Source organism: Streptomyces sp. NPDC059010 (genome assembly GCF_042740355.1).
Taxonomy (GTDB): Bacteria; Actinomycetota; Actinomycetes; order Streptomycetales; family Streptomycetaceae; genus Streptomyces.
Genome location: NZ_JBHYJA010000060.1, coordinates 1 through 21,393 on the forward strand (window position 1 = coordinate 1; position 21,393 = coordinate 21,393).

General features: G+C 70.9%; 20 protein-coding genes. 6 read left to right on the forward strand and 14 right to left on the reverse strand.

All coding sequences use genetic code 11. The annotated features are described in order from the left end of the window. Positions 1–196: 196 nt before the first annotated feature. Complete coding sequence (locus ACFWYS_RS41355) at positions 197–1,447, reverse strand: YncE family protein (protein ID WP_384781229.1); 1,251 nt, start codon at positions 1,445–1,447, stop codon at positions 197–199. 181 nt (positions 1,448–1,628) lie between these two features. On the opposite strand from ACFWYS_RS41355, the gene ACFWYS_RS41360 reads away from it, so the two are divergent. After that, the gene (locus ACFWYS_RS41360; RefSeq protein ID WP_384781230.1) at positions 1,629–2,294 is read left to right on the forward strand and encodes a TetR/AcrR family transcriptional regulator; all 666 of its coding nucleotides are present in this window, start codon (positions 1,629–1,631) and stop codon (positions 2,292–2,294) included. A 10-nt stretch (positions 2,295–2,304) separates the two neighbouring features. Here the strand turns inward: ACFWYS_RS41360 and ACFWYS_RS41365 are convergent, their stop codons facing one another. Together ACFWYS_RS41365 and ACFWYS_RS41370 are read right to left on the reverse strand one after the other, a co-directional pair. Continuing rightward, complete coding sequence (locus ACFWYS_RS41365) at positions 2,305–2,634, reverse strand: hypothetical protein (RefSeq protein WP_384781232.1); 330 nt, start codon at positions 2,632–2,634, stop codon at positions 2,305–2,307. Positions 2,635–2,746: 112 nt separating this feature from the next. Further along, a complete protein-coding gene (locus ACFWYS_RS41370) occupies positions 2,747–3,955 on the reverse strand; it encodes a glycosyltransferase (RefSeq protein WP_384781322.1) in 1,209 nt (402 codons plus the stop codon). Between the two features lie 188 nt (positions 3,956–4,143). Here ACFWYS_RS41370 and ACFWYS_RS41375 point away from each other — a divergent pair, with 188 nt between their 5' ends. Then, on the forward strand, positions 4,144–6,108 hold the full coding sequence (locus ACFWYS_RS41375; RefSeq protein WP_384781234.1) for an RICIN domain-containing protein: 1,965 nt from the start codon (positions 4,144–4,146) through the stop codon (positions 6,106–6,108). A 1-nt stretch (position 6,109) separates the two neighbouring features. On the opposite strand, the gene ACFWYS_RS41380 is transcribed toward ACFWYS_RS41375, so the two are convergent. Next, entirely contained in the window at positions 6,110–6,442 is a 333-nt protein-coding gene (locus ACFWYS_RS41380; protein WP_384781236.1) for a hypothetical protein, read from the reverse strand. Next, complete coding sequence (gene ctaD / locus ACFWYS_RS41385; protein ID WP_384781238.1) at positions 6,439–8,058, reverse strand: cytochrome c oxidase subunit I; 1,620 nt, start codon at positions 8,056–8,058, stop codon at positions 6,439–6,441. Before ctaD ends, ACFWYS_RS41380 begins: the two co-directional genes overlap by 4 nt. Positions 8,059–8,163: 105 nt before the next feature. Here ctaD and ACFWYS_RS41390 point away from each other — a divergent pair, with 105 nt between their 5' ends. Both ACFWYS_RS41390 and ACFWYS_RS41395 read left to right on the forward strand, forming a co-directional pair. After that, positions 8,164–8,697 carry an RNA polymerase sigma factor gene (locus ACFWYS_RS41390; RefSeq protein ID WP_384781240.1) on the forward strand — a complete coding sequence of 178 codons (534 nt, stop codon included), beginning with the start codon at positions 8,164–8,166 and terminating at the stop codon, positions 8,695–8,697. Continuing rightward, positions 8,690–9,685: a CU044_5270 family protein gene (locus ACFWYS_RS41395; RefSeq protein ID WP_384781242.1), complete on the forward strand. Its 996-nt coding sequence runs from the start codon at positions 8,690–8,692 to the stop codon at positions 9,683–9,685. The genes ACFWYS_RS41390 and ACFWYS_RS41395 overlap by 8 nt, the downstream gene beginning before the upstream one ends. Here ACFWYS_RS41395 and ACFWYS_RS41400 read toward each other — a convergent pair whose 3' ends face one another. Beyond that, positions 9,686–9,814 (reverse strand): hypothetical protein, encoded by a 129-nt coding sequence (locus ACFWYS_RS41400; protein WP_384781244.1) that lies wholly within the window; start codon positions 9,812–9,814, stop codon positions 9,686–9,688. Between the two features lie 313 nt (positions 9,815–10,127). Here ACFWYS_RS41400 and ACFWYS_RS41405 point away from each other — a divergent pair, with 313 nt between their 5' ends. Then, positions 10,128–11,312: an alanine--tRNA ligase-related protein gene (locus ACFWYS_RS41405; RefSeq protein WP_384781245.1), complete on the forward strand. Its 1,185-nt coding sequence runs from the start codon at positions 10,128–10,130 to the stop codon at positions 11,310–11,312. 57 nt (positions 11,313–11,369) lie between these two features. Here ACFWYS_RS41405 and ACFWYS_RS41410 read toward each other — a convergent pair whose 3' ends face one another. After that, entirely contained in the window at positions 11,370–11,735 is a 366-nt protein-coding gene (locus tag ACFWYS_RS41410) for a nuclear transport factor 2 family protein (protein WP_384781247.1), read from the reverse strand. Positions 11,736–11,906: 171 nt separating this feature from the next. Here ACFWYS_RS41410 and ACFWYS_RS41415 point away from each other — a divergent pair, with 171 nt between their 5' ends. Next, positions 11,907–12,167 (forward strand): hypothetical protein, encoded by a 261-nt coding sequence (locus ACFWYS_RS41415; protein ID WP_384781249.1) that lies wholly within the window; start codon positions 11,907–11,909, stop codon positions 12,165–12,167. A 73-nt stretch (positions 12,168–12,240) separates the two neighbouring features. Here ACFWYS_RS41415 and ACFWYS_RS41420 read toward each other — a convergent pair whose 3' ends face one another. From ACFWYS_RS41420 to ACFWYS_RS41450, 7 genes are all read right to left on the reverse strand, one after another. Then, complete coding sequence (locus ACFWYS_RS41420; RefSeq protein WP_384781251.1) at positions 12,241–13,452, reverse strand: type III PLP-dependent enzyme; 1,212 nt, start codon at positions 13,450–13,452, stop codon at positions 12,241–12,243. Further along, complete coding sequence (locus ACFWYS_RS41425; protein ID WP_384781253.1) at positions 13,449–15,287, reverse strand: IucA/IucC family protein; 1,839 nt, start codon at positions 15,285–15,287, stop codon at positions 13,449–13,451. Before ACFWYS_RS41425 ends, ACFWYS_RS41420 begins: the two co-directional genes overlap by 4 nt. Next, positions 15,287–16,483, reverse strand: coding sequence for an MFS transporter (locus tag ACFWYS_RS41430; RefSeq protein ID WP_384781255.1), 1,197 nt, complete (start codon positions 16,481–16,483; stop codon positions 15,287–15,289). Before ACFWYS_RS41430 ends, ACFWYS_RS41425 begins: the two co-directional genes overlap by 1 nt. Further along, on the reverse strand, positions 16,480–18,159 hold the full coding sequence (locus tag ACFWYS_RS41435) for an IucA/IucC family protein (protein ID WP_384781257.1): 1,680 nt from the start codon (positions 18,157–18,159) through the stop codon (positions 16,480–16,482). The genes ACFWYS_RS41430 and ACFWYS_RS41435 overlap by 4 nt, the downstream gene beginning before the upstream one ends. Continuing rightward, positions 18,156–19,331, reverse strand: a complete 1,176-nt coding sequence (locus ACFWYS_RS41440) for an acetyl-CoA carboxylase biotin carboxylase subunit family protein (protein WP_384781259.1) — start codon at positions 19,329–19,331, stop codon at positions 18,156–18,158. Before ACFWYS_RS41440 ends, ACFWYS_RS41435 begins: the two co-directional genes overlap by 4 nt. Positions 19,332–19,418: 87 nt before the next feature. After that, positions 19,419–20,438, reverse strand: a complete 1,020-nt coding sequence (locus tag ACFWYS_RS41445) for an ABC transporter substrate-binding protein (protein WP_384781261.1) — start codon at positions 20,436–20,438, stop codon at positions 19,419–19,421. A 28-nt stretch (positions 20,439–20,466) separates the two neighbouring features. Continuing rightward, complete coding sequence (locus ACFWYS_RS41450; protein WP_384781263.1) at positions 20,467–21,285, reverse strand: ABC transporter ATP-binding protein; 819 nt, start codon at positions 21,283–21,285, stop codon at positions 20,467–20,469. Positions 21,286–21,393: the final 108 nt, after the last annotated feature.

Consider the following 21,393-nt stretch of genomic DNA (forward strand, 5'->3'; position numbering starts at 1 on the left):
ACCTCGCGCGCGCCCCCACACCTGCGGCCGCTCGGCGCCGCCCGCGCGGGCGGCGCGGCGCCCCCGCGCGCCCCCCCCCCCCCCCGCCGCCGCCCCCCCCCCCCCCCGCCCCCCCCGCACGGCGTGGGGGCGGTGCTCAAGGCGCTGGGCTGATCAGCGGGCCTGAAGCCGACGGGCCCGAAGCCAGAGGCTCTGATCAGTCGGCGGACGGACTGGTCCAGTCGGCCGGCACCTGGGCCAGCCGGACCCGCTGCGGGTGGTCGCCGACCGGGACGGACACCTTCTTCTGGCCGGTGGCGAAGTCGATGGCCGTGACCTGGTCGGTACCGCTCTCCGAGACGATGCAGGACTTGCCGTCACCGCTGACCGTGGCCCAGTAGGGCTTGGACGCGGTGACCAGCGGGCCCTCCTGGAGGGTGGTGCGGTTCACGACCGTGGCGTAGTCGTCCATCGTGCCCGCGACACACAGCTTGCTGCCGTCGGGGCTCATCGAAATACCGTGGTGGCGCGAGTCGTTGACGAAGGTGGTGCGGTCGTCGCTGGTCGCCGGGTTCTTCGGCAGGGTCTTGGTGCGGGTGATCTTGTCGGTGGCCAGGTCGTATTCGAAGAAGCCGTTGAAGAACGACACCTGGAAGTACAGCTTCGACTCGTCCGGCGAGAACACGGCAGGCCGGACCGCGTCGGAGTAGTCCGTCAGACCGATCGCGTCCAGCTTCGGACGCATGTCGATCACCTTGGCCTGCTGGTACGTCGTCGCGTCGACGACGGTGATGCGCCGGTCGCCCTTCGTCCAGTCCAGCCACGGGGCGTCGGTCTGCGTGTTCACGTCGCCGATCGCCATGTTGTAGATGTACTTGCCGTCCTTGGTGAAGATGTTCTCGTGCGGCTTGTCGCCGGTCGCGAACTTGCCGAGCTGCTTGCCGGTCTCGATGTCCAGCACATGCACGGTGTTGGAGGTCGAGGCCGACACCGCGACCCGTCTGCCGTCGGGGGAGACGGCCATGTGGTCGGCGCGGTAACCGGACACGGGGAAGCGCCAGTTGATGTCTCCGGTGGCCAGGTCGATGGACACGACGTCGGCGAAGCTCGGCCGGGAGACCACCATCGAGGTGCCGTCGGGCGTGGAGTACATGTCGTCCACGAACTGGTCGTGGCCCTCGCCGACGCTGTTGCGGATCGCCATGAAGTAGATCCACTTGATCGGATCGGCGTTGATCTCCGCCATCCGCTCGTCCTTGTCGGGGACGACGTCGATACGGCCGATCTTCGCGAAGTCGCCGGAGGACTTGATGACGTCGGCGGTGCCGTCCCAGTTGTTGCCGACGAACAGCACCTCACGCAGGGCGGCGGAGGAGCCGGCGGCGGTGGCGGTGGTCGCGGGCGCGGTGACGGTCAGGGCGAGCGCGGCGGCTACGGAGCACAGGTGCCTGGGTCTGATGGCAGGCATGACTGCTCCCTTTCTCTGGGTGGGCGTCATGAGTGGGGCATGCCAAAGGGGGAACCGTGAATCTGAACACCAGTGCTTTCAGAATCAACTTACTGAAAAGTAAGGAAGGAGTGCCCTTCTCCACAAGACCGCGGACACGACAAAATTGGCCGTCGGGTCGGCGAAGTGCTGGGAGGACAGTGTGGCGGGCAGGATCAAGGCGCCCACCGGCCGCTACGGCGGCAAGTCGGCCGAGGAACGACAGGCCGAGCGGCGGCGCCGCTTCCTGGACGCGGCGCTCCAGATGTTCGGCGACGGTCCCGGCTACCGGAGTACGACGGTCGCGGCGCTGAGCGAGGCCGCGGGCCTGTCGACCCGTCAGTTCTACGAGGAGTTCCGCACCCTTGAGGACGTCTTGGCCGCCCTGCACCTCCAGGTCAACGGGTGGGCGCAGGAGGCCGTCCTGGCGGTGGCGGCCGACGCGACCGATCTGCCCCTCGCCGAACGGGCCACCGCGATCTTCCGCGCGTACGCCGCGAACGTCACGTCCGACCCGCGCCGCATCCGCATCACCTTCGTGGAGATCGTCGGCGTCAGTGCGCGCATGGAGCAGCAGCGCCTCGCCCGGCGCGCCCAGTGGATCGACCTCGTGTGCGCCGAGGTGGCGGCCGCCGTCGCCCGCGGGGAGGCGGCGCCCCGCGACTACCGCCTCGCCGTGACCGCGTTCATCGGCAGTGTCAACGGGCTGCTGCACGACTGGAGCGCGGGGTGGGTGGACGCGACCTTGGACGAGGTCGTCGACGAACTCGTCCGCCTGCTTCTCGGCATCATCCTTCAGCCGTCCGATCCGCGGATCGCCGGGGCCTGACGAGGAAGGGTCAGTCCTCGCCGCTCCCCTCGTCGCCGCCGCTGTCGGCCACGCTGCTGACGACCTTGAAGTCCTTGTCGAGATGGACGTCCGTCCGCTTGCCGTTGTCGAGCGTGACCTCGACCTCGTAGTACGCGTCCTCGTCGCCGACCTCGGTACCCGTGACCTTGCCGCCACCGGTGTGGTCCAGCGCGGCGGCGCTCGCCTTCTGGAGCGCGCTGCCCGTGATGGGCGGCTCGGAGTCGTCCCCGCCGGCGGTGGCCACGGCGAGTCCGGTGCCGCCGCCGATGAGCGCGGCCGAGATCACGCCCGCGACGATCCACTTGCCCTTGCGCTTCATGTCCGCTCCCTGTGCCCGCGCGGTGCGGTGCCGCCCTGTCGTACGGTCCGACCTGTGGTTCCAGGATGCGACGCGCCCGCTGAACGCATGCTGAACGAAGCTGAACGGGGATTCAGCCGAGCCGGTTCACCGCGTCGACGACGGGCGCAGCGCCGTCCTCGGCACGCAGGGCGTCGGCAAGTGCCCGGGCGCGACGGCGGTACGACGGGTCGCCGGTCGCCTGCCGCAGGGCCGCCGCCAGTGCCTGGGCCGAGAACCTCCGCAGCGGCACGGCCCGGGGCGCCACGCCGAGCGCGACCAGCCGGCCGCCCCAGAACCCCTCGTCGAACTGGATCGGCACGGGAACCGCCGGCACCCCGGCACGCAGCCCGGCCGCGGTCGTGCCCGCGCCGCAGTGGTGGACCACGGCGGCCATCCGCGGGAACAGGGCGGAGTGCGGTACGTCGTCGATGGTCAGGATGTCGTCGCCGGTGGCCTCCAGGCCGCCCCAGCCCCGCTGGACCACCCCGCGCAGCCCCGCCCGGCGCAGCGCGCCCACGACCTCGGCGCTCAGCCCCGCCGGATCCGGCACGGTCGCACTGCCCAGGCCCACGAAGACCGGCGGCGGTCCCGCGTCCAGGAAGTCCCGCAGCTCGGCCGGGAGCCGGGCCTCACCGTCGTACGGCCACCAGTAGCCCGCCACCTCCAGGTCCGGCCGCCAGTCGCGCGGGCGGGGCACCACCAGGGGGCTGAAACCGTGGAGCACGCGGCGCTTTCGCGTGCCCGGTGCGCTGCGGCGGGACAGTCCGAGCCTCGCCCGTACATCCGGTACGACCGCCGAGAAGACGATCTCGACGGCCAGGGTCACGCCGTGTCCGGCGATGTGGTTGCCGAGGCGCCCCAAGGAACGGCCGCCGAGCACCGGCGGCCCGAACTCCCGGGTGGGAGTGAGCGGTTGCAGGGGGAGTTCGATGGTGGGCAGCGAGAGGCCCTCTCCGATGGCCCGGCCCAGCGGTGCCGTGGAGGCGGACAGCAGCAGGACGTCGCTCGCCCGCGCCGCCGCCAGCATGTCGTCCGTCATCCGCCCGGCCAGTTCCCGCGCCAGGGCCACCACGCGCACCAGCTTGCCCACTCCGGTCGTGCTCCGGTGCAGACTCCGCCCGCGCGCGGACTCCAGCTCCGCCCGGGGATCCACCGGGAGCGGATGGAAGCGCACACCCGACGCCGCCACCAGCGGCTCGAAGCGGCCGTGCGTGACCAGGGTGACCTCGTGTCCGGCCCGGGCGAGGGCGTGTCCTAGGCCGGTGTAGGGGGCCACGTCGCCCCGGGAGCCCGCCGTCATGATCGCTACGCGCACTCGGCCAGTATGGCGGCGCGCACCGTGCCGCGCCCCAACGGATCGTGGGAAGGGATCACTTCAGGTCTGTCCCGTCCGTTGACTTCACCCCCTCGCGGCTCTAATTTCAGCGCCAAACGTTCGATGTTGCGAATGGCGTTCGAAATATCGGACCTCTCGTGCTTAGGAGCCGCATGTACCCCCCGCCCCGTATGAATCTCGTACGCCGCTGCAGATCCGCGGTCATACGCGCCCTCGTCCTCGCGCTCACCGCGTCGGCCGCCCTGCTGTTCACGGGACCGGCCCCGGCGCAGGCGGCGACGACGGCCCGTCAGATACCGGTGCCCGCCGCGCCCATGGGCTGGGCGTCCTGGAACGCGTTCGCCGCGAAGGTCGACCACAACGTCATCAAGCGGCAGGTCGACGCGTTCGTGGCGGCGGGTCTGCCCGCGGCCGGCTACCGGTACATCAACATCGACGAGGGCTGGTGGCAGGGCACCCGCGACAGCGCCGGCAACATCACCGTCGACGAGACGGAGTGGCCGGGCGGCATGAAGGCCATCGCGGACTACATCCACAGCAAGGGCCTCAAGGCCGGTATCTACACCGACGCCGGCAAGGACGGCTGCGGCTACTACTTCCCGACCGGCCGCCCCGCCGCACCGGGCTCGGGCAGCGAAGGCCACTACGAGCGGGACATGACGCAGTTCTCGAAGTGGGGCTTCGACTTCGTGAAGGTCGACTGGTGCGGCGGTGACGCCGAGAAGCTCGACCCGAGGACGACCTACCAGGCGATCAGCGACGCGGTGGCCGCCGCGACCGCCACCACCGGCCGCCCGCTCGCCCTCTCCCTGTGCAACTGGGGCTACTCCAACCCGTGGAACTGGGCGCCGGGCATGGGCCCGATGTGGCGCACCAACACGGACATCTTCTTCCACGGCGGCACCCCCTCGTACAGCAATGTGCTGACCGCCTTCGACCGCAACCTCCACCCCACGGCCCAGCACACCGGCTACTACAACGACGCCGACATGATGGTCGCCGGAATGCCCGGGCTGACCGCCGCCCAGAACCGCAGCCACATGAACCTGTGGGCGATCTCCGGCGCCCCGCTCCTCACCGGCCTCGACCTCACCACCCTCACCGCCGAGACGACGAGCATCCTCACCAACCCCGAGGTCATCGCCGTCGACCAGGACCCGCGCGGCCTCCAGGGCGTCGAGGTCGCCGAGGACACCTCCGGGCTCCAGGTGTACGGCAAGGTCCTCTCCGGCAGCGGCAACCGTGCCGTCGTCCTGCTCAACCGCACGTCGACCACCCAGAACATGACCGTCCGCTGGTCCGACCTCGGCCTGACGAACGCCTCCGCGACCGTCCGTGACCTGTGGGCCCGGCAGAACGTCGCCACCACCGGCACGAGTTACACCACCAGCGTCCCGGCGGGAGGCTCCGTGATGCTCACCGTCACCGGGGGCACCGAGCAGTCGGCGAGCACCTACAACGGCACGGCGAGCTTCTCCGGAGTCGTCGCCGGCAGCGCCGGTCTGAAGACGGTCGAGGTCTCCTACACCAACAACACCTCCGCCGCCCGGACCGCGACCCTGACGGTCAACGGCCAGACCTCCACCAAGGTCTCCTTCCCGCCGACCGGCGCCGGCCCGGGCAACATCTCCGTCAACGTCTCCCTCGCCAAGGGCAACACCAACACGATCTCCTTCTCTGGCGCCCCGACCCTCGAAGGGATCGTCGTACGGCCGCTGCCCGGCAGGAACGGCACGCTGATCACGGGCACCGCGTCCGGCCGCTGCGTCGACATCAACGACAACACCATCGCCAACGGCACCGACGCCCAGCTGTGGGACTGCGGCGGCGGCCAGAACCAGGTGTGGCAGTACAACAGCTCCCGCAAGGAGCTGGTGGTGTACGGCAACAAGTGCCTCGACGCCTACAACCTCGGCACCACCAACGGCACCCGTGTCGTCATCTGGGACTGCAACGGCCAGAACAACCAGAAGTGGAACCTGAACAGCGACGGCACCCTCACCAACGTCAACTCCGGGCTCTGCCTCGACGCGTACGGCGCGGCCACGGCCAACGGCACCAAGCTGGTGCTGTGGACCTGCAACGGCCAGGGCAACCAGAAGTGGACGGTGAGCTAGCTCAGCAGGACCGGGCGAGGCCCACGACAAGGACACCGAAGGCCAGGGCGCAGGCCAGCAGCCAGCCGGCCAGCAGCCGGTGCCGCAGCCGGCGGTACATCGCCTCGTACTCGTCCCGCAGTCTCCCGGCACGCTCCGCACTGTGCTGCCAGGAGGCGCGGGCGAGTGCGAGGTACTCCGCCTCGAACCGCCGCTCCACCTCACCCCGCTGAGCATCCGTCAGCCAGTGCAGCGGGGCGCTGAACCGCTCGGCCGCCGTCCGGCCTTCCTCGCGGGTCGCGGCGAGCAGCAGATGCCCCTCGATGTCGTTCAGGAACTTGTCCGTGATGCTCACAGCGTGGTCAACTCCCTCTCCGTCTCGGGCGCGTGATGCAGGTCGAACGCCGGGGATTCGGACCGGATCCGCGGCAGCGTGCGGAAGTTGTGGCGCGGCGGCGGGCAGGACGTCGCCCATTCCAGGGAGCGGCCATAGCCCCACGGGTCGTCCGCCTCGACCTTCTCGCCGTATTTCGCGGTCTTCCAGACGTTGTAGAAGAACGGCAGAAGGGACAGCCCCAGCACGAACGAGAAGACCGTCGACAGTGAGTTGAGCGTCGTCAGCCCCTCCACCGCCAGATAGTCGGGAATCCGGCGCTGCATGCCGTTCACACCCAGCCAGTGCTGGACGAGGAACGTGCCGTGGAAGCCGATGAACAGCGTCCAGAAGGTCATCTTGCCGAGGCGTTCGTCGAGCATCTTGCCGGTGAACTTCGGCCACCAGAAGTGGAAGCCGGAGAACATCGCGAACACGACGGTGCCGAAGATGACGTAATGGAAATGGGCGACGACGAAATAGGTGTCGGAGGTCGGGAAGTCCAGTGGCGGTGAGGCCAGCATGACGCCGGTCAGGCCGCCGAAGACGAAGGTGATCAGGAATCCGAAGGCCCAGAGCATGGGGGTTTCGAAACTCAGGGAGCCGTTCCACATGGTGCCGATCCAGTTGAAGAACTTCACACCGGTCGGTACGGCGATGAGGAACGTCATGAAGGCGAAGAACGGCAGGAGAACGCCTCCGGTGACGTACATGTGGTGCGCCCACACCGTGACGGACAGACCCGCGATGGCGATGGTCGCCGCGATCAGACCCATGTAGCCGAACATCGGCTTGCGGGAGAAGACCGGGATGACCTCGGAAATGATGCCGAAGAACGGCAGCGCGATGATGTACACCTCTGGATGGCCGAAGAACCAGAAGAGGTGCTGCCACAGCAACGCCCCGCCATTGGCGGCGTCAAAGACCTGCGCACCGAACTTGCGGTCCGCCTCCAGCGCGAACAGCGCCGCCGCGAGGACGGGGAAGGCCAGCAGGACCAGCACCCCGGTCAGCAGCACGTTCCAGGTGAAGATCGGCATGCGGAACATGGTCATGCCCGGCGCACGCATGCAGATGATGGTGGTGATGAAGTTGACCGAGCCGAGGATGGTGCCGAAGCCGGAGAAGGCCAGACCCATGATCCACATGTCGGCGCCTATACCCGGACTGCGGACCGCGTCCGACAGTGGGCTGTAGGCGAACCAGCCGAAGTCGGCCGCACCCTCCGGCGTCAGAAAGCCGCCCACCGCGATGAGCGAGCCGAACAGATACAGCCAGTAGGCCAACATGTTCAGCCGGGGAAAGGCCACATCCGGCGCGCCGATCTGCAGCGGCATGATCCAGTTCGCGAAGCCGGCGAACAGCGGCGTCGCGAACATCAGCAGCATGATCGTGCCGTGCATCGTGAACGCCTGGTTGAACTGCTCGTTCGACATGATCTGCAGACCCGGACGGGCCAGCTCGGCACGCATCAGCAGCGCCATCACACCACCGAGGCAGAAGAACGCGAACGACGTGACCAGGTAGAGCGTGCCGATGGTCTTGTGATCCGTGGTGGTCAGCCACTGGACGGCCTTGAAGTCTTTGATCCTCTTCACGCCCCGCCTGTGTCCGCGGCCCACCCGCACGTCACACTCGACCGACGCGACAAGAATCACGGAAGCGGGTGTGACGATCCGGCGGGTGCCGGACACGAACGGAACATGAGCAACGACGAGATCTTCGCCGCTGCCTATCGCGAGCACTACTGGGCGGTCAGCCGCTACGTCGCGCGGCGACTGGACGGGCATACGAGTGAGGTCGAGGAAGTGGTGGCGGAGGTGTTCACCGTCGCCTGGCGGCGTCGGGACGACCTCCCGGACGCCGCGCTGCCCTGGCTGTACGGCGTGGCACGCAACTGCCTGGCGAACGCGGTACGCGGCTACGGGCGCCGTCGGCGACTGGTCGACAGGCTCGGCAACGACGACGCGGCGCACGGCCGGCACATCGAGGTCGGCCCCGACGCGGAGACACCGGGCGCCTGGGTGCACGAGGCGCTCGCCCGGCTCTCCCCGGCGGACCGGGAGGTGCTGCGCCTGACGGCGTGGGAGGAGCTCGGCATCGACGAGATCGCCGTCGTCCTCGGCTGCGGCAGCCGGGCCGCCTCGATGCGGCTGCACCGGGCCCGTCGGCGCCTGAGAGCCGAGATCGACCGCATGAGCCCAGCGACCGCAGCGAAGGAACACGGCCATGGCTGACGAACTCGAACTCCTGCGCCGCGCCAACCCGGTGCCGGCCGACGGACCGCACTTCGGCGACGGACCGCTGGACCACAGCGCCGAACGCCACCTCGACCGGCTGCTGCGGGACCGCCCCACCGCGCCCCGCCGCCCTGCCCGAACCCGACTGGCCTGGGGCCTCGCCGCCTCGGCCGTGGTCGCCGCGCTCGTGTCGGCACTGCTGCTCACCGGCCAGACCACCGCGCCCGCGGTCGCCGCACCCCGCCCGCTGGTCGTGCGGGCCGACTCCACCCCGGTGTCCCTGAAGACACTGGCCGAACGCGCGCGAGCCGACGCGAAGGACGGTGCGCCCGGGCTCCGCAAGGGCACGCACGTGCAGTCGTGGAGCATGGGGATGAGCGAGGACAAGCCGCCGATCACCCTCCCCGAGGAGCGCATCGTCCGCTGGAACGCCGACGACAGCCACACGGAGATCGTCGTGGCGACCGACCCGCGTCATCCGGGCCGGCCGGTCCTCGTCGAGGGGGGCGGTGAACCGCGGGTCGTCGACGACGGCCATGTCCTCAGCAGGCAGACGTACCCGCCGAGCTGGAGCGACGCCCCGCCCGCGGCACCGCCGCCGCACGACGCGGTACGACTGAGCGCGTATCTGGAAGAAGCGGTGCGTGCCTATCTGTCGGACCACAGCAAGCCGTTGAGCACGTCCGAACTCCTCGATGCGACCGAGATCCTGCTCGACCACTGGACCCTCGGTGCCCGCGAGTCCGCCGCGCTCACCCGGCTCCTGGCCGACACCGAGGGACTGCGGCCCGTCGGCCGGGTGACGGACCGGCTGGGGCGGAGCGGGCAGGCGTACGTGTACGAGACATCCGGCACCCGCCGCATGCTGATCATGGACCCCGGCACCGGCGCCGTCCTCGGCCTGGAGACGACCTTCACCCGGGCCGATCCCGAGTACGGCGTCAAGACGGGCGACGTGATGTCGTACAGCGCCTGGATGCGCTGATCACACCCCGAACTGCCGGGCCGCCGCCCCCACCGTCTGCTCCAGCAGCATGGCGATCGTCATCGCGGCCGCCAAGTCCCCCAGGGCGCCGAAGAGTTGCTCGGTGGTGGTGTCGGCCGGCAGCGGCACATGGCGCGAGGTGATCCCGGCCGTGCGACCTGCGGGCGCGGTCGCGAGACTGGGGTGTCCCGGGACCGGGCCGGCGGGAAATCGAGGCGACGGCTCGGGCGTCGGCTGTTAGCGTCGGATTCATGAAGGTCATCAGGCATACCCGCACCGCAGCCGCGCGAGCGACCAGCTCCTCGGCTGCCGACGCCTGATCCCATTCCTCCCGGCGGCCGGAAACGGACCGTCGGTGTGCGGACTTCGCTTTCACTTTCGTCGCATCTGTTCCGCGGCTCGTTCCGGTCCCCGTGACCCGACGACCCGAAGGAACACCGCGATGACCACCACGCCGAGCGGCGACCAGATCGTCCGCACTTTCATCGACTTCTTCCGCGAGCGCGGACACGAACTCATCACCGGCGGCACACTCCTGCCGCCGTCCTCCGACCCGGTGCTGTTCACCACCTCCGGCATGCACCCGCTCACGCCCCACCTGGAAGGGCGCCCGCATCCACAGGGGCGGCGGCTGGTCAACGTCCAGCGCTGTCTGCGCACCAGTGACCTCGACGAGGTGGGCGACCGGACCCATCTGACGGTGTTCGAGATGCTCGGCTCCTGGTCCTTGGGCGACTACGACCATTCACAGAGCCTGCGTTGGGGATACGAGCTGCTGCGCGACGGGTTCGGGGTGCCGTCGGAGCGGTTGTACGTCACGGTCTTCGGGGGAGACGACGAGGTCGGTCCCGACAGGGAATCCCTGCGCACCTGGCGGGAGTTGGGGCTGCCCGTCGAGCCGACCCGGGACGAGAACTGGTGGTCCCACGGCCCCGTCGGCCTCTGCGGCCCCGATTCCGAGATCTTCGTCTGGACCGGCGGCCCGGGCACCCCACCCCAGGGCACTCCCACCACCGACCCCAGGTGGGTGGAGGTGTGGAACCACGTGAGCATGCGCCATCGCCGGCTCGGGGACGGCGGCCTGCAGCCCCTCCGGCAGCCCAATGTCGACACCGGCATGGGACTGGAGCGGCTCGTGACCGTTCTGCAGGGCCACGACTCCGTCTACGACAGCGACCTCTTCGAACCCTGGACGAGGATCCTGCCGCCACTGTGGGACCTGGACGGCAGGTCACGGCGACTCGTCTGCGACCACCTGCGGTCCGCCATCGTCGTCATCGGCGACGGCGTACGGCCCACCAACACCGGACGCGGCTACGTCCTGCGCCGGCTGATCCGCCGCGCCCTCACCACCCTGTGGCGCGACGATCCCTCCCGCACCCTCTCCGACCTGCCCGAGGAGGTCCTCCGGCACACGCTGGACCACTTCCGTCAGTCCCGCGGGACAGGGCTGGTGCGCGAGGTGCTCCTGGACGAGGAACGGCGGTTCGGCAGGCTCCTGGAACGGGGGCGGCGGGTGCTCGGGAGGCCGGAGTTCGAGGGCCCGTTGAGCGACGAGGACTACCACTACCTCCATGACACCCACGGACTGCCCCGCGACCTCGTCACGACGCTGAGAACGCCTTGATCATGGAGAAGGTCCAGGTCAGCCGACAGGTGGCCTGGACCTTCGGCCGGTCCTTTCCTACTCGTCCCATGCCTCGATCAAGATCTGCCGGGATATCTTGCCGTCGCGCAGCGTGATCATCGACTCGGACAGGACGCGCACCCCGTCCGAGTACTGACAGGACTCGCTGTAGGCCGCGCGGTCCCCCTGGATGACGCACCCCTCCAGTTTGTGCGTCATGTCGCGGCTGTAGACGTCGAGGAGCATCTCGGCGATCTCGTTCCGGCCGTGCAGCACCTTGGGATGGCTGGGCTGGGCGTTGCGGTTCACGACACGCAGTTCCGCGTCGTCCGCGTACAGCGACAGAAGTGTCTCCGGGGTGTGTCCTTCGATGCCCCGGCGCAGTGTCTCGGTGTCGAACGAGGGGCTAGTGGCGGTGCCCATGGTGACCTCCTCCGAGGCCCGCGGCAGGACGGGAGACGGCCGCGAGGACCTCTCCTGAAGAGCCTCCTCCGCCCCGCCGGACTCGGCAAGCGCAGTGGGGCCACTGGGCCTGACGGGTGAGCGCCGCCGGGCGGCCGTGTCCGGCGGCGGCCCGCCCGCGTTGCTGAAGGCATGATCTCAACACGACGTATCGCAGCCGCCGTTGGTCTGGCTGCCGGTCTCACCGGCCTCGCCGCCCCGCTCGCGAACGCGCACCCCGTGGACACCCGGACCGCGGGCGCCCGGCTGAACCCGATCACCACGCTCGACCAGCTCGCCCAGACCGGTATCCCCGAGCAGCACAAGCACCGGGTCCCGCGGGTGTCGCAGCAGTTGGGCGGCCCGCTCAACCAGATCAAGGGGCTGGCTCCGGCGCCGCTGGGCCGCCGATAGACCCCGACGCACCGCAAGGGCCGCCCGGATCGTGCCGGGCGGCCCTTCGTGTGTGCCGAGAGTGATCTGTTCCCTACCCGGCGGAGTCGGCGGGCGCCGACAGGAAGTGGAAGCCCGGCCTCGGGTGCATCAGGAAGTCGTGGTGGGAGATGTTCCACGCATAAGCGCCCGCGAGCGCGAACAGCACCCGGTCCCCGGCCCTGAGCCCGGACGCCGGCACCCGGCGGGCCAGCACATCCTTGGGGGTGCACAGCTGACCGGCCAGCGTGACCTGCTCGCCGGCCGCGACCGGGCGCGGCCAGGGGTGCGGCCAGGCGTCGACCGGCAGTACGGAACAGGGCTGGTCGTGGCCCTTCGTCGCCGGGGTCCGCAGATGGTGGGTGCCGCCCCGCACCACGGCGAACCCCTCGCCGTGGCTGTGCTTCACGTCCAGCACCTCGGTGGCGTACCAGCCGCAGTACGCCGTCAGCGCCCGGCCCGGCTCGATCCGCAGGGTCAGCTCCGGGTGCTCCTCGCTCAGACGGGCCAGCCCGCGGCCGTACGCCGCCCAGTCGAAGCGGCGCTCCGGGGTGCCGTAGTCGACGTGCATACCGCCGCCGACGTTCACCTCGGCGAGCGGCACACCGAGGCCCGTAGCCCAGGCCACGATCGACTCCGCCACCGCGACCTGCTCGGCCGCCTCCAGGCCGCTGGCCAAGTGGGCGTGGATGCCCCGCAGTTCGAGCTGCGGATACGTCCCGTCCGTGAGGGCGCGCACCACCTCGGCGGCCTGCGCCGGGTCCATCCCGAAGGGCGTCGGACGCCCTCCCATCGCCAGCGAGCTGCCCGCCAACGACCCATCCGCCACCGGCAGGTTGACCCGCGGCAGCACCGCGACCCGCCGGTCCGGCGCCACCCGACGCGCCGACTCGGCCAGCATGCGCAGCTCGTACGCGCTCTCCACGTGGAAGCGCTCGACTCCCGTCTCCAGTGCGGCCGTCACCTCGTCCGGCGTCTTGCCGGGACCGCCGAAGGCGAGCGGACGGCCCGGTACCGCCTTGGCGACGTGGGCGAGTTCGCCGCCGGAGGAGACCTCGTAGCCGTCGACGTAGGGGCCGAGCGCGGCGAGGATCTCCGGCTCCGGGTTGGCCTTCGCGGCGTAGTACAGCTCGACGCGCGAGGGCAGTGCGGCCCGCACCTCGGCGGCGTGGTCGCGTAGAGCCGCCAAGTCGTAGATGTACGCGGGGAGTTCGGCGGAAGGAAGGGACAGTGCGCGTTCGCGGACCGCGGGTGTCGGCTCGGTCATCGGGTGCCTCCGGTCGTGTCACGCAGGGCCTGGGCCCTGGTCAGGCCGCCGCCCAGGACGTCCTCGGCGAGCGGGGACGGCAGCCGGACGTAGCCGGCCTCGCGGTCGGCCTTGCGCTCCCAGCGGGTGAGCAGGTTGGCCTTGGCGGGCAGCGGTACCCCGGCGAGCAGGGCCGCCATCCGGGGCGGGCAGCCGAACCGCTCGCTGTACGACTCCAGCGTGGTGCGCACCCGTGCCCAGAGCGCGGCCTCCGCGCCGGGGTGCAGGTCGGCGAGGGCGGCGAGCAGTTCGGCCACGTGATTGACCAGCAGGCAGTAGACGACCCGGTCCCAGCCGCGCTGGGCGTCGTACGTCATCGGTGCCGCGACCTCGGGCGGCAGCGCGGCGAGCGTGTCGGCGTGGTGGTCGGGGACCAGCTTGGTGCCCTCCAGGTCGCGGAAGAGGACCTGGGCGGGCCTGCCGTCGTCGTCGACGCAGATCAGAACGTTCTGGAGGTGGGGTTCCAGGACGAGGCCGTGGTCGAAGTACGCGGCGAGGACGGGCGGAAGGAGGAGGTCGAGATACGCCGACCACCAGTCCAGGGCGCTCTGCTCGTCGGCGCCGTCCAGGAGCCGGGAGATGTGGGCGGCGCCGGTCGGGTACTCGTCGGCGACGGCGGCCGCCAGCAGGGGAGTGGTGCCCGGCGCGAGACGCTGCGGCAGGCCCTCGCGGACGATGACGCCGAAGCCCTCGAACAGCGCGCGGTCCGGCGTCCCGTCCGGGCCGGGCAGGGCCAGCGTGCGGTAGGCGGGCTCGCGCAGCACCGCGCTGCCGGGGAAGCGTTCGGCCAGATCGGCAAGGGCCGGGGCCAAAACGTGGGTGAGTGCGACGGCGCCCGACAGCTCGTAACTGCTGTTCTTGCGCAGGCAGTTGGTGATCCGCACGTTCAGGCTGAACTTCAGGAAGCTCTCACCGTCGTACAGGGTGCGCACCGACGCGGTGGCGGCGAAGGGGCGCCCGCCCGGGCCGAGGTCGATGACGTCGCCGCCGTCGAGGGCGGCGCGCAGCAGCGGGTGCTCGCTGAGCGTCTCGTACTGCCAGGGGTGCGCGGGGAGCAGCCGGTAGCCCTCGGGGACGTCCGTGCGCTGGCCGTCCAGTCCGTGCAGGGCCGACGGATCGGCGTGTTCCTCGGCGACGAGGTGGGCGCGCACGGCGAGATGCCGCAGCGGGAAGGAGGCGCCGACCTCCGGGGCGTACGCGGACCAGGCGCGCGGATCGCCGGTGCGGGCCTTGGGCGTGGGGTGGAAGCGGTGGCCGAAGAGGAGGGACTGCTCGGAGGAGAGGTAGGCGGAGAGCCGGTCACCCGCGGCCGAGGCTGCGGCCGAGGCCGAAGGCGATGCCGGGTCCGAGGCCGCTCGCATGGCCGCCAGCGAGGTCGCCACGGCCTCGTGGCTGGACGCGATCTGCTCCAGGAACTCCTCGTTGCGCACGCCCGTCCGCAGCGACAGTTCGTCGTGCGTGTACTCGGCGAGGCGCCGCCAGTCGACCTCGCTCCAGCCGCCGTCGCGCTGTTCGCTCACCGGCCCGGTGAACCGGTGTGCCCCCAGCAGCGAGGTCCGGCGCAGTGAGACACGGAGCAGGACCCCGCGCCGCGGCAGACGCAGCAGCAGTCGGCCGTCGGTGACCACGGTCTGGTGCTCGGGGCCGGACACCTCGCGCAGCAGGCAGTTGAGGAGGGTGTGGGCCACGGCCTCGTCGGCGGTGGGCAGGTTCGCGAGGGCGTTCGGGGTGCCGCCCTGCTCGGGCGGGGTCGAGAGCTGGGGGGCGCTGCCGAGCGAGTCGGTCAGGGAGGGCATCAGCGGCTCCGGCGGGTGCGGTGGTTCAGTGTGGGGAGGAGGGTCGCGAACACGGTGACGGCGGCAGCGGCGCCGCCTATGAGCACGGGTGCGTCCGGTCCGAAGCGGGCGCTGCCCGCCGCCGCGGCCAGACCGGCGGCGACCGCGCCGGCCTTGGAGAAGAATTCGAGCGAACCGAACATGCCGCCCGGCGCACGGCCCCTGGCGCAGTCGGCGGCCAGCACCGACAGGCACACCAGGCCCAGGGTGAGTCCCACGCCCAGCAGCAGTCGCACCGCGATCAGCGAGGTCAGCGAACCGGCGACGCCGTGTCCGGCGAGTCCGAGCGCGATACAGGTGAAGCCGAGTGCGATCCCGGCCCGCGGCCGGTCCCGGAAGGCGGCGTGCACCGCCAGCGCCGCCACCAGATAGACCAGGTGGGGCAGGGCGAAGAGCACACCGGACAGTGCCGACGAGGTCCCCGGGACCCGGTCGTCCACGAGCTGGATCAGATACGGGAAGGAGATGACCGTGGAGAACACGAAGGCGAACTCCATGGCGTACAGCACCTTCAGCGAGACCACCGGAACCACTTCGTCGACCGTTTCCGGCTCGGCCTTCGGCCGCTCGGCGGGCTCCGGTTCGGGCAGCGCCGCCAGCAGCAGGGCGGCCGTCAGCGGCAGTACGGCGAGCAGCGCGTACTGGCGGTGCGGGGACAGCCAGCCCGACAGCGAACCGACCACTATCGGTGCGACGACCAGTGCCGCCCGCGCGCTGCCCTGCATCAGGGTGAGCGCCCTGGACAGAGCGGGGCCCTCCAGGGCTGCGCCCAGATAGCCGTTGGACGCGGCGAACGTGCCGCCCAGGATGCCCTGCAGCACCAGCGCCACCGTGAACGTGGCCATCGAGTCCGCCCAGCCGGCGAGCAGGAAGGACACGGCGAGCCCCAACTGGGCGCGCAGCAGCAGCCGTTTACGGCCGAACCGGTCCGCGAGCCGCCCCCACAGCGGGGCGCCGAGCGCGCCGAAGACGGTCGGTACGATGTAGAGCACCCCCGCCCAGCGGGCCTGGCGGTCGCCCAGCTCCGGCAGGATCTCGGTGAGATACGGCGGCAGCCCCAGCGCCGCGAACGACGCCACGAAGTAGCAGCCGGCCACCGCCTGCACCTGCCCGCGCCCGAACCCGGTGCGCGGTATGCGCAGCGCCTGTGCGCTCATGCCGGACCACCGCCGGGCAGCAGGTAGTTGGGGCCGGTCGTGTAGTGCTTGTTGATGTCGGCCGCGCCCGAGCGCTCCTTGGACAGCAGCGTCCCGGCCGTCACCATCGTCTTCACCGGCAGCCGCGGCGCGTCCAGGACGCGGGCGCGCAGCACGGCACCGGCGTCGCCGCCGAGCCGGTCCACGGCCTCCGAGAGCCGGTCGCGGATCAGGTCCAGGAGGGCCGCGCGATGCTTCGGCAGCCCGAACGCGTAGGACCCCGCGCACAGATGGACGGTGATGGTCGCGAACACGTCCGCCACCGCCGCGTCGTCCGTGCCGAAGATCCGTGCGTCGTCGAAGCCCCACGGCCCGGGCAGCAGGGCGGACAGCCGCTCGGCGTTGATGCGCGGCCCGTCGTTGTCCTTGAACAGCAGCCGTACCTCGCCCGGCCGCAGCACCACTGAGATGTTCTGCTGGTGCGACTCCAGCGCGATGCCGTACCCGAACAGCGTGGTCTGCCAGTCGAACAGCAGCGTCAGACAGGCGTCCAGCAGGGCGAGCGGATCACCGCCGTGGAAGCGGTCGGCCAACTGCTCCACGACCAGCCGTCCGTCGGGCGCCTCGGCGAGGAGCGCCGCCAGCGGAACGACGGTCGCGTCGTCGAGCCCGGCCGGGTAGCGGCGGCACAGGACCGCCAGCAGCTCATGACCGGCGTGGGCGTACGTCGTCTCGTCGGCGTGCAGGATCGTGTCCCGGAAGCGGGGCTCACGGTCGATCACCGCCTCCAGCAGCCGCTGCCCCGCCGCGCCGTCGACCAGGGTGCCGGGCTTGACGGTCCGCTTGTTGCGCAGGCCCAACGTCGCGGTGGCGAGGGGCAGTTTGAGATGGAGGGCCGGATCCGCGACCGTGGCGACGGTACGCATCGACAGGGTCGGTATGACGTCCAGCCACGTACCGTCGGCGAGTACGGCGCCGTCCGGAAGGCCGGCCGCCGACAGGGCCGCGACCGTCAACGGGTGGACGGGCAGGGCCACATGAGTGTCCCGCAACCCGTCCAGACCCAGCGTCGCCGGAGTGGGCCAGATCTCCGGGAGCGTGCCGGTCAGGGTGACCGTCTCCCGGGGCAGGGCGAGCCAGCGCAGCACGAAACGCGGGTGGAACTCCGGGGCGTACGCCCGCAGTTGCTCCTCGGTCAGCCCGGAGCGGCCGCGCGCGGTCGGGTAGACGGGGTGGTCGAGTCGGGCGGCGAGCGTGTCGTACACCAGACTGCCGCCGACACCGGTCCCCGGCGCGAGCGACTCCAGGACCTCCGCCCGCGTCGCCGCATGCAGCCGTACGGTCGCCAGCGTCTGCCGGCACTCCTCGGCGAACGCGTCGAAGCCGTCCCGGTCCACGGGCTCGGCCAGCTCACGCAGCGTCCCGAGCACGGTGTCGTACGACGTCAGCCCGGTCCCGTCCGTCTCACGCACGAGCAGCGGCAGCCGGGCGGCGTACTCGCACTGGTAGCCGTCCTCCTCGACGGGCAGCAGCAGCGCGTCGCCGTCGGGCGTGGGCAGCCGCAGCCAGGTGCCGTCGGGTCGGCGTACCGGCGCGCTGCGGGTGCGCAGCCCGACGACGTCCTCGCGCAGCAGGGCGCTCAGCACACGGCTGAGCAGCTCCGCCTCGCAGGTGTCCGGCACGACGGGGGCGGTCACGGCTGGATCTCCCACTGCCGTTCGGCCAGGAAGGCCGCCACCGCCCGGTCCACCGTGCGCTGGTCGGTGCCGGTGGCGCGCAGCACCCCGAGATAGTCCCGGTTGGTCATGTACAGCTCGTGCCGCTCGCCCACCACCCGCAGCGGACGGTACGTCAGATGCACACCGTCGACGTCCAGATCGGCCGCGGCGGGGGCGCCCACCAGCGTGCCCGCGCGGTCGGCGCACGGGTACTCCAGGCGTGCCGCGCCGTCGCGGCGGGCGCCCAGGTCGGCCGGGAGCGGCTTGCCCAGATGGGTGCGCAGGATGTGCTCGAAGAGCGGGATCCGAAGCAGCCGGGCCAGCAGCAGATCGCACTGGTCGCCGATGGCACGGTAGTTGACCTCGATGATCCGCGCCCGCCCGTCGTGCACCACGAACTCGGTGTGACACGCGCCGAACCCGACGCCCAGCGCGTCCAGCTGCGCCAGGACCTGCGCGACGACCGGCTCGGGGTGGGCGGGGACGAAGGTGAGGCGTTCCTCGATGAAGTACGGCGGCGGCGACAGCTCGGTGTGGAAGCCGCCCAGCACATGGCGGACGTGCCCGTCGCCGAGGGTCTCCAGGGTGTACAGCTCGCCGGGGAGGTACTCCTCGACGACGAGTACGGCATCCGGGCGGCGCTCCAGGATCTCCTTGGCGTGGGCCACGAGTTCCTCGGCCCCCTCGACGAGGACGACGTCCTCGCTGGCCACGCCCTCACGCGGCTTGAGTACACAGGGGTACGGGGTGCCGGCGGGCGCGACCGGTTCGGTGAGCTCGGCGGACCACACCGTGTCCACGCCGGCCGCGGCGAGACGGCGGCGCATCTCGGCCTTGTCCTTGCAGCGCAGGGTGGCCCGCCAGTCCTTGCCGGGGAGTTCGAAGTAGGCGGCGGCCAGGGCGGCCTGGGTCTGCAGGTGGTCGCTGTTGGTGAAGACGGCGTCCGGCTTGTGATGCGTCGAGATGCGGGTGATCACGGCCCGGAAGTCCCGCACGTCGCACTCCAGGACCTCGATGTCCGGGTGGGCGCGGCGGTGCGCGTCGGGCTGGTCGGTGAGGACGGTGACGTCCAGGCCCAGGCGGGCGGCGGCGGGCAGGAAGCCCTCGGTGACGGCGTCGGTCGGGTTGAGGGCGAGCAGATACAGGCGCATGGCAGACAGACAACTTCCGCTGGCGGGTGGGGGGTTGGGGCGGACCGGACCGGTCGGGCACGGCCCGCCCCGAGAGGTGAGCGGCAGCTACTTCGCCGGGAGCTCCACGCCGGTGGCCTTCGCCACGTCCTTGAGCATCTCCTCGGCGGCCTGGACACCGATACCGGACATCCACGTCTCGTCCGGGACCTCGAAGACCTTGCCGTCCTTCACCGCCGGCAGGCTCTTCCAGACCGGGTTGGAGACGACCTGCTTCTTCTGGGTCTTGTCCTCGGCGTCGGCCGCGGTGACGAAGACCAGGTCGGCGTCGGCCTGGTCGATCTCCTCGGGGCTGACGTCCTTCATCGTGACCTCGGGGTCGGTCGAGACCTGCGACTTCGGGCGCTGGAAGCCGATGTCGTCCAGCACGACACCGCTGTAGGAGTTGGACTGGTACAGGCGGGTCGGACCGGCGATGAAGCGGACCACGGACGCCGTCGGCATCTTGCCGCCGTCCTTCTTCTTGACGGCCTCACCGAGCGCCTTGGCCTGCGTCTCGTACTCCGTCAGCTTGGCCGCGGCCTCCTTCTCCAGGCCCAGCGCCTCGGCGTGGACCTTGAGGTTCTCCTTCCAGACACCGCCGGTGGTCTCGGTGAACACGGTCGGGGCGATCGCGCTGAGCTTGTCGTAGACCTTCTCGTGCCGGACCTTGGACGACAGGATCAGATCGGGCTTGAGCGAGGCGATCTTCTCCAGGTTGGGCTCCAGCAGCGGGCCGACGTCGACGGTGTCCTTCAACTCGCCGTCCAGGTAGGTCGGGAAGCCGCCCGAGGTCTTGAAGTGCGGGGCGACCGCGCCGACCGGGTCGATGCCGAGCAGGGTGACGTCGTCCAGCTCACCGGTGTCGAGCACGACGACCCGCTTCGGCTGGGACTGGATCTTCACGTCGCCCATCACGGTCTTGAGGGTGCGCGGGAAGGCGGAGCCGTTCTTGGCGGCCTGGGCCGTGTCACCGTCCTTGGCGGAGTCCTCGCCGCCACAGGCGGCCAGGACGGCAGTACCGAGCACGACGGCGAGCAGCACGGCGATCAGCCGGCCGATTCCGCGCAGGGGAGATCGGTTGAACATGGGGGGTCTTTCTGTGAGTGGGGACGGATCAGGCGGTCGCGGCGGTGTGCCGCACCGCGCTGCTCTTGGGGACGACCAGCGGGGTGCCGGTCTCCGGGTCGGGAATCACCCGGCAGTCGACGTCGAACACGGACTTGACCAGCTCCGCGTCGAGGACGTCGGCCGGGGCGCCGGCGGCGGCGAGGCGGCCGTCCTTGAGGACCACCATGTGGTCCGCGTAGCGGGCGGCCTGTCCGAGGTCGTGCAGCACCATCACCACGGTGCGGCCCGCCTCGGCGTGCAGGGCGGCGACCAGGTCGAGGACGTCGAGCTGGTGCCGCAGATCGAGGAAGGTGGTGGGCTCGTCGAGCAGCAGCAGCTCGGTGTCCTGCGCCAACGCCAGCGCGATCCAGGCGCGCTGCCGCTGACCGCCCGACAGCTGGTCCACGGCCTGGTCGCGCAGGGCCGCCGTGCCGGTGCGCTCCAGGGCCTCGTCCACGGCCTTCTGGTCGGCGGCGGACCAGGGGCTCAGCAGCCGCTGGTGCGGGTACCGGCCGAGGCGTACCAGCGCTTCGACGGTGATCGCCTCCGGAGTGACCGGCTGCTGCGGAAGCAGACCCATACGGCGGGCCAGCGTCCGCGCGGACATCCGGTGGATGTCGGCCCCGTCGAGCGTGACGGTCCCGGCGGCCGGGGCGAGAAGCCGGCTCAGCCCCCGCAACAGGGTCGACTTCCCACAGGCGTTGGGCCCGACGATGGCCGTGACGGCACCGCCCGGCAGCGTCAGATCAAGCCCACCGACCACGGTCCGGTCGCCGTAGCGCAGATCGAGCCCCTGGGTGGAGAGCTGGTTGGCGGTGGCGGTCATGGGCGGCTCCTGGGGCCGGTGAGGGGCATGTGCGGCTTCTGGGGGCGGTCGGGGACATGCGCGGTTCTTGAGGGCCGGGGGCGGGTTTTGTGCGGGGCGCAAAGCTGA

Bases quoted from the DNA above. Each gene is read 5' to 3' on its own strand.
- ACFWYS_RS41355 (WP_384781229.1), bottom strand. From the start codon at position 1,447: ATGCCTGCCATCAGACCCAGGCACCTGTGCTCCGTAGCCGCCGCGCTC.
- ACFWYS_RS41365 (WP_384781232.1), bottom strand. From the start codon at position 2,634: ATGAAGCGCAAGGGCAAGTGGATCGTCGCGGGCGTGATCTCGGCCGCG.
- ACFWYS_RS41370 (WP_384781322.1), bottom strand. From the start codon at position 3,955: ATGACGGCGGGCTCCCGGGGCGACGTGGCCCCCTACACCGGCCTAGGA.
- ACFWYS_RS41375 (WP_384781234.1), top strand. From the start codon at position 4,144: ATGTACCCCCCGCCCCGTATGAATCTCGTACGCCGCTGCAGATCCGCG.
- ACFWYS_RS41390 (WP_384781240.1), top strand. From the start codon at position 8,164: ATGAGCAACGACGAGATCTTCGCCGCTGCCTATCGCGAGCACTACTGG.
- ACFWYS_RS41395 (WP_384781242.1), top strand. From the start codon at position 8,690: ATGGCTGACGAACTCGAACTCCTGCGCCGCGCCAACCCGGTGCCGGCC.
- ACFWYS_RS41405 (WP_384781245.1), top strand. From the start codon at position 10,128: ATGACCACCACGCCGAGCGGCGACCAGATCGTCCGCACTTTCATCGAC.
- ACFWYS_RS41410 (WP_384781247.1), bottom strand. From the start codon at position 11,735: ATGGGCACCGCCACTAGCCCCTCGTTCGACACCGAGACACTGCGCCGG.
- ACFWYS_RS41415 (WP_384781249.1), top strand. From the start codon at position 11,907: ATGATCTCAACACGACGTATCGCAGCCGCCGTTGGTCTGGCTGCCGGT.
- ACFWYS_RS41420 (WP_384781251.1), bottom strand. From the start codon at position 13,452: ATGACCGAGCCGACACCCGCGGTCCGCGAACGCGCACTGTCCCTTCCT.
- ACFWYS_RS41425 (WP_384781253.1), bottom strand. From the start codon at position 15,287: ATGCCCTCCCTGACCGACTCGCTCGGCAGCGCCCCCCAGCTCTCGACC.
- ACFWYS_RS41430 (WP_384781255.1), bottom strand. From the start codon at position 16,483: ATGAGCGCACAGGCGCTGCGCATACCGCGCACCGGGTTCGGGCGCGGG.
- ACFWYS_RS41440 (WP_384781259.1), bottom strand. From the start codon at position 19,331: ATGCGCCTGTATCTGCTCGCCCTCAACCCGACCGACGCCGTCACCGAG.
- ACFWYS_RS41445 (WP_384781261.1), bottom strand. From the start codon at position 20,438: ATGTTCAACCGATCTCCCCTGCGCGGAATCGGCCGGCTGATCGCCGTG.
- ACFWYS_RS41450 (WP_384781263.1), bottom strand. From the start codon at position 21,285: ATGACCGCCACCGCCAACCAGCTCTCCACCCAGGGGCTCGATCTGCGC.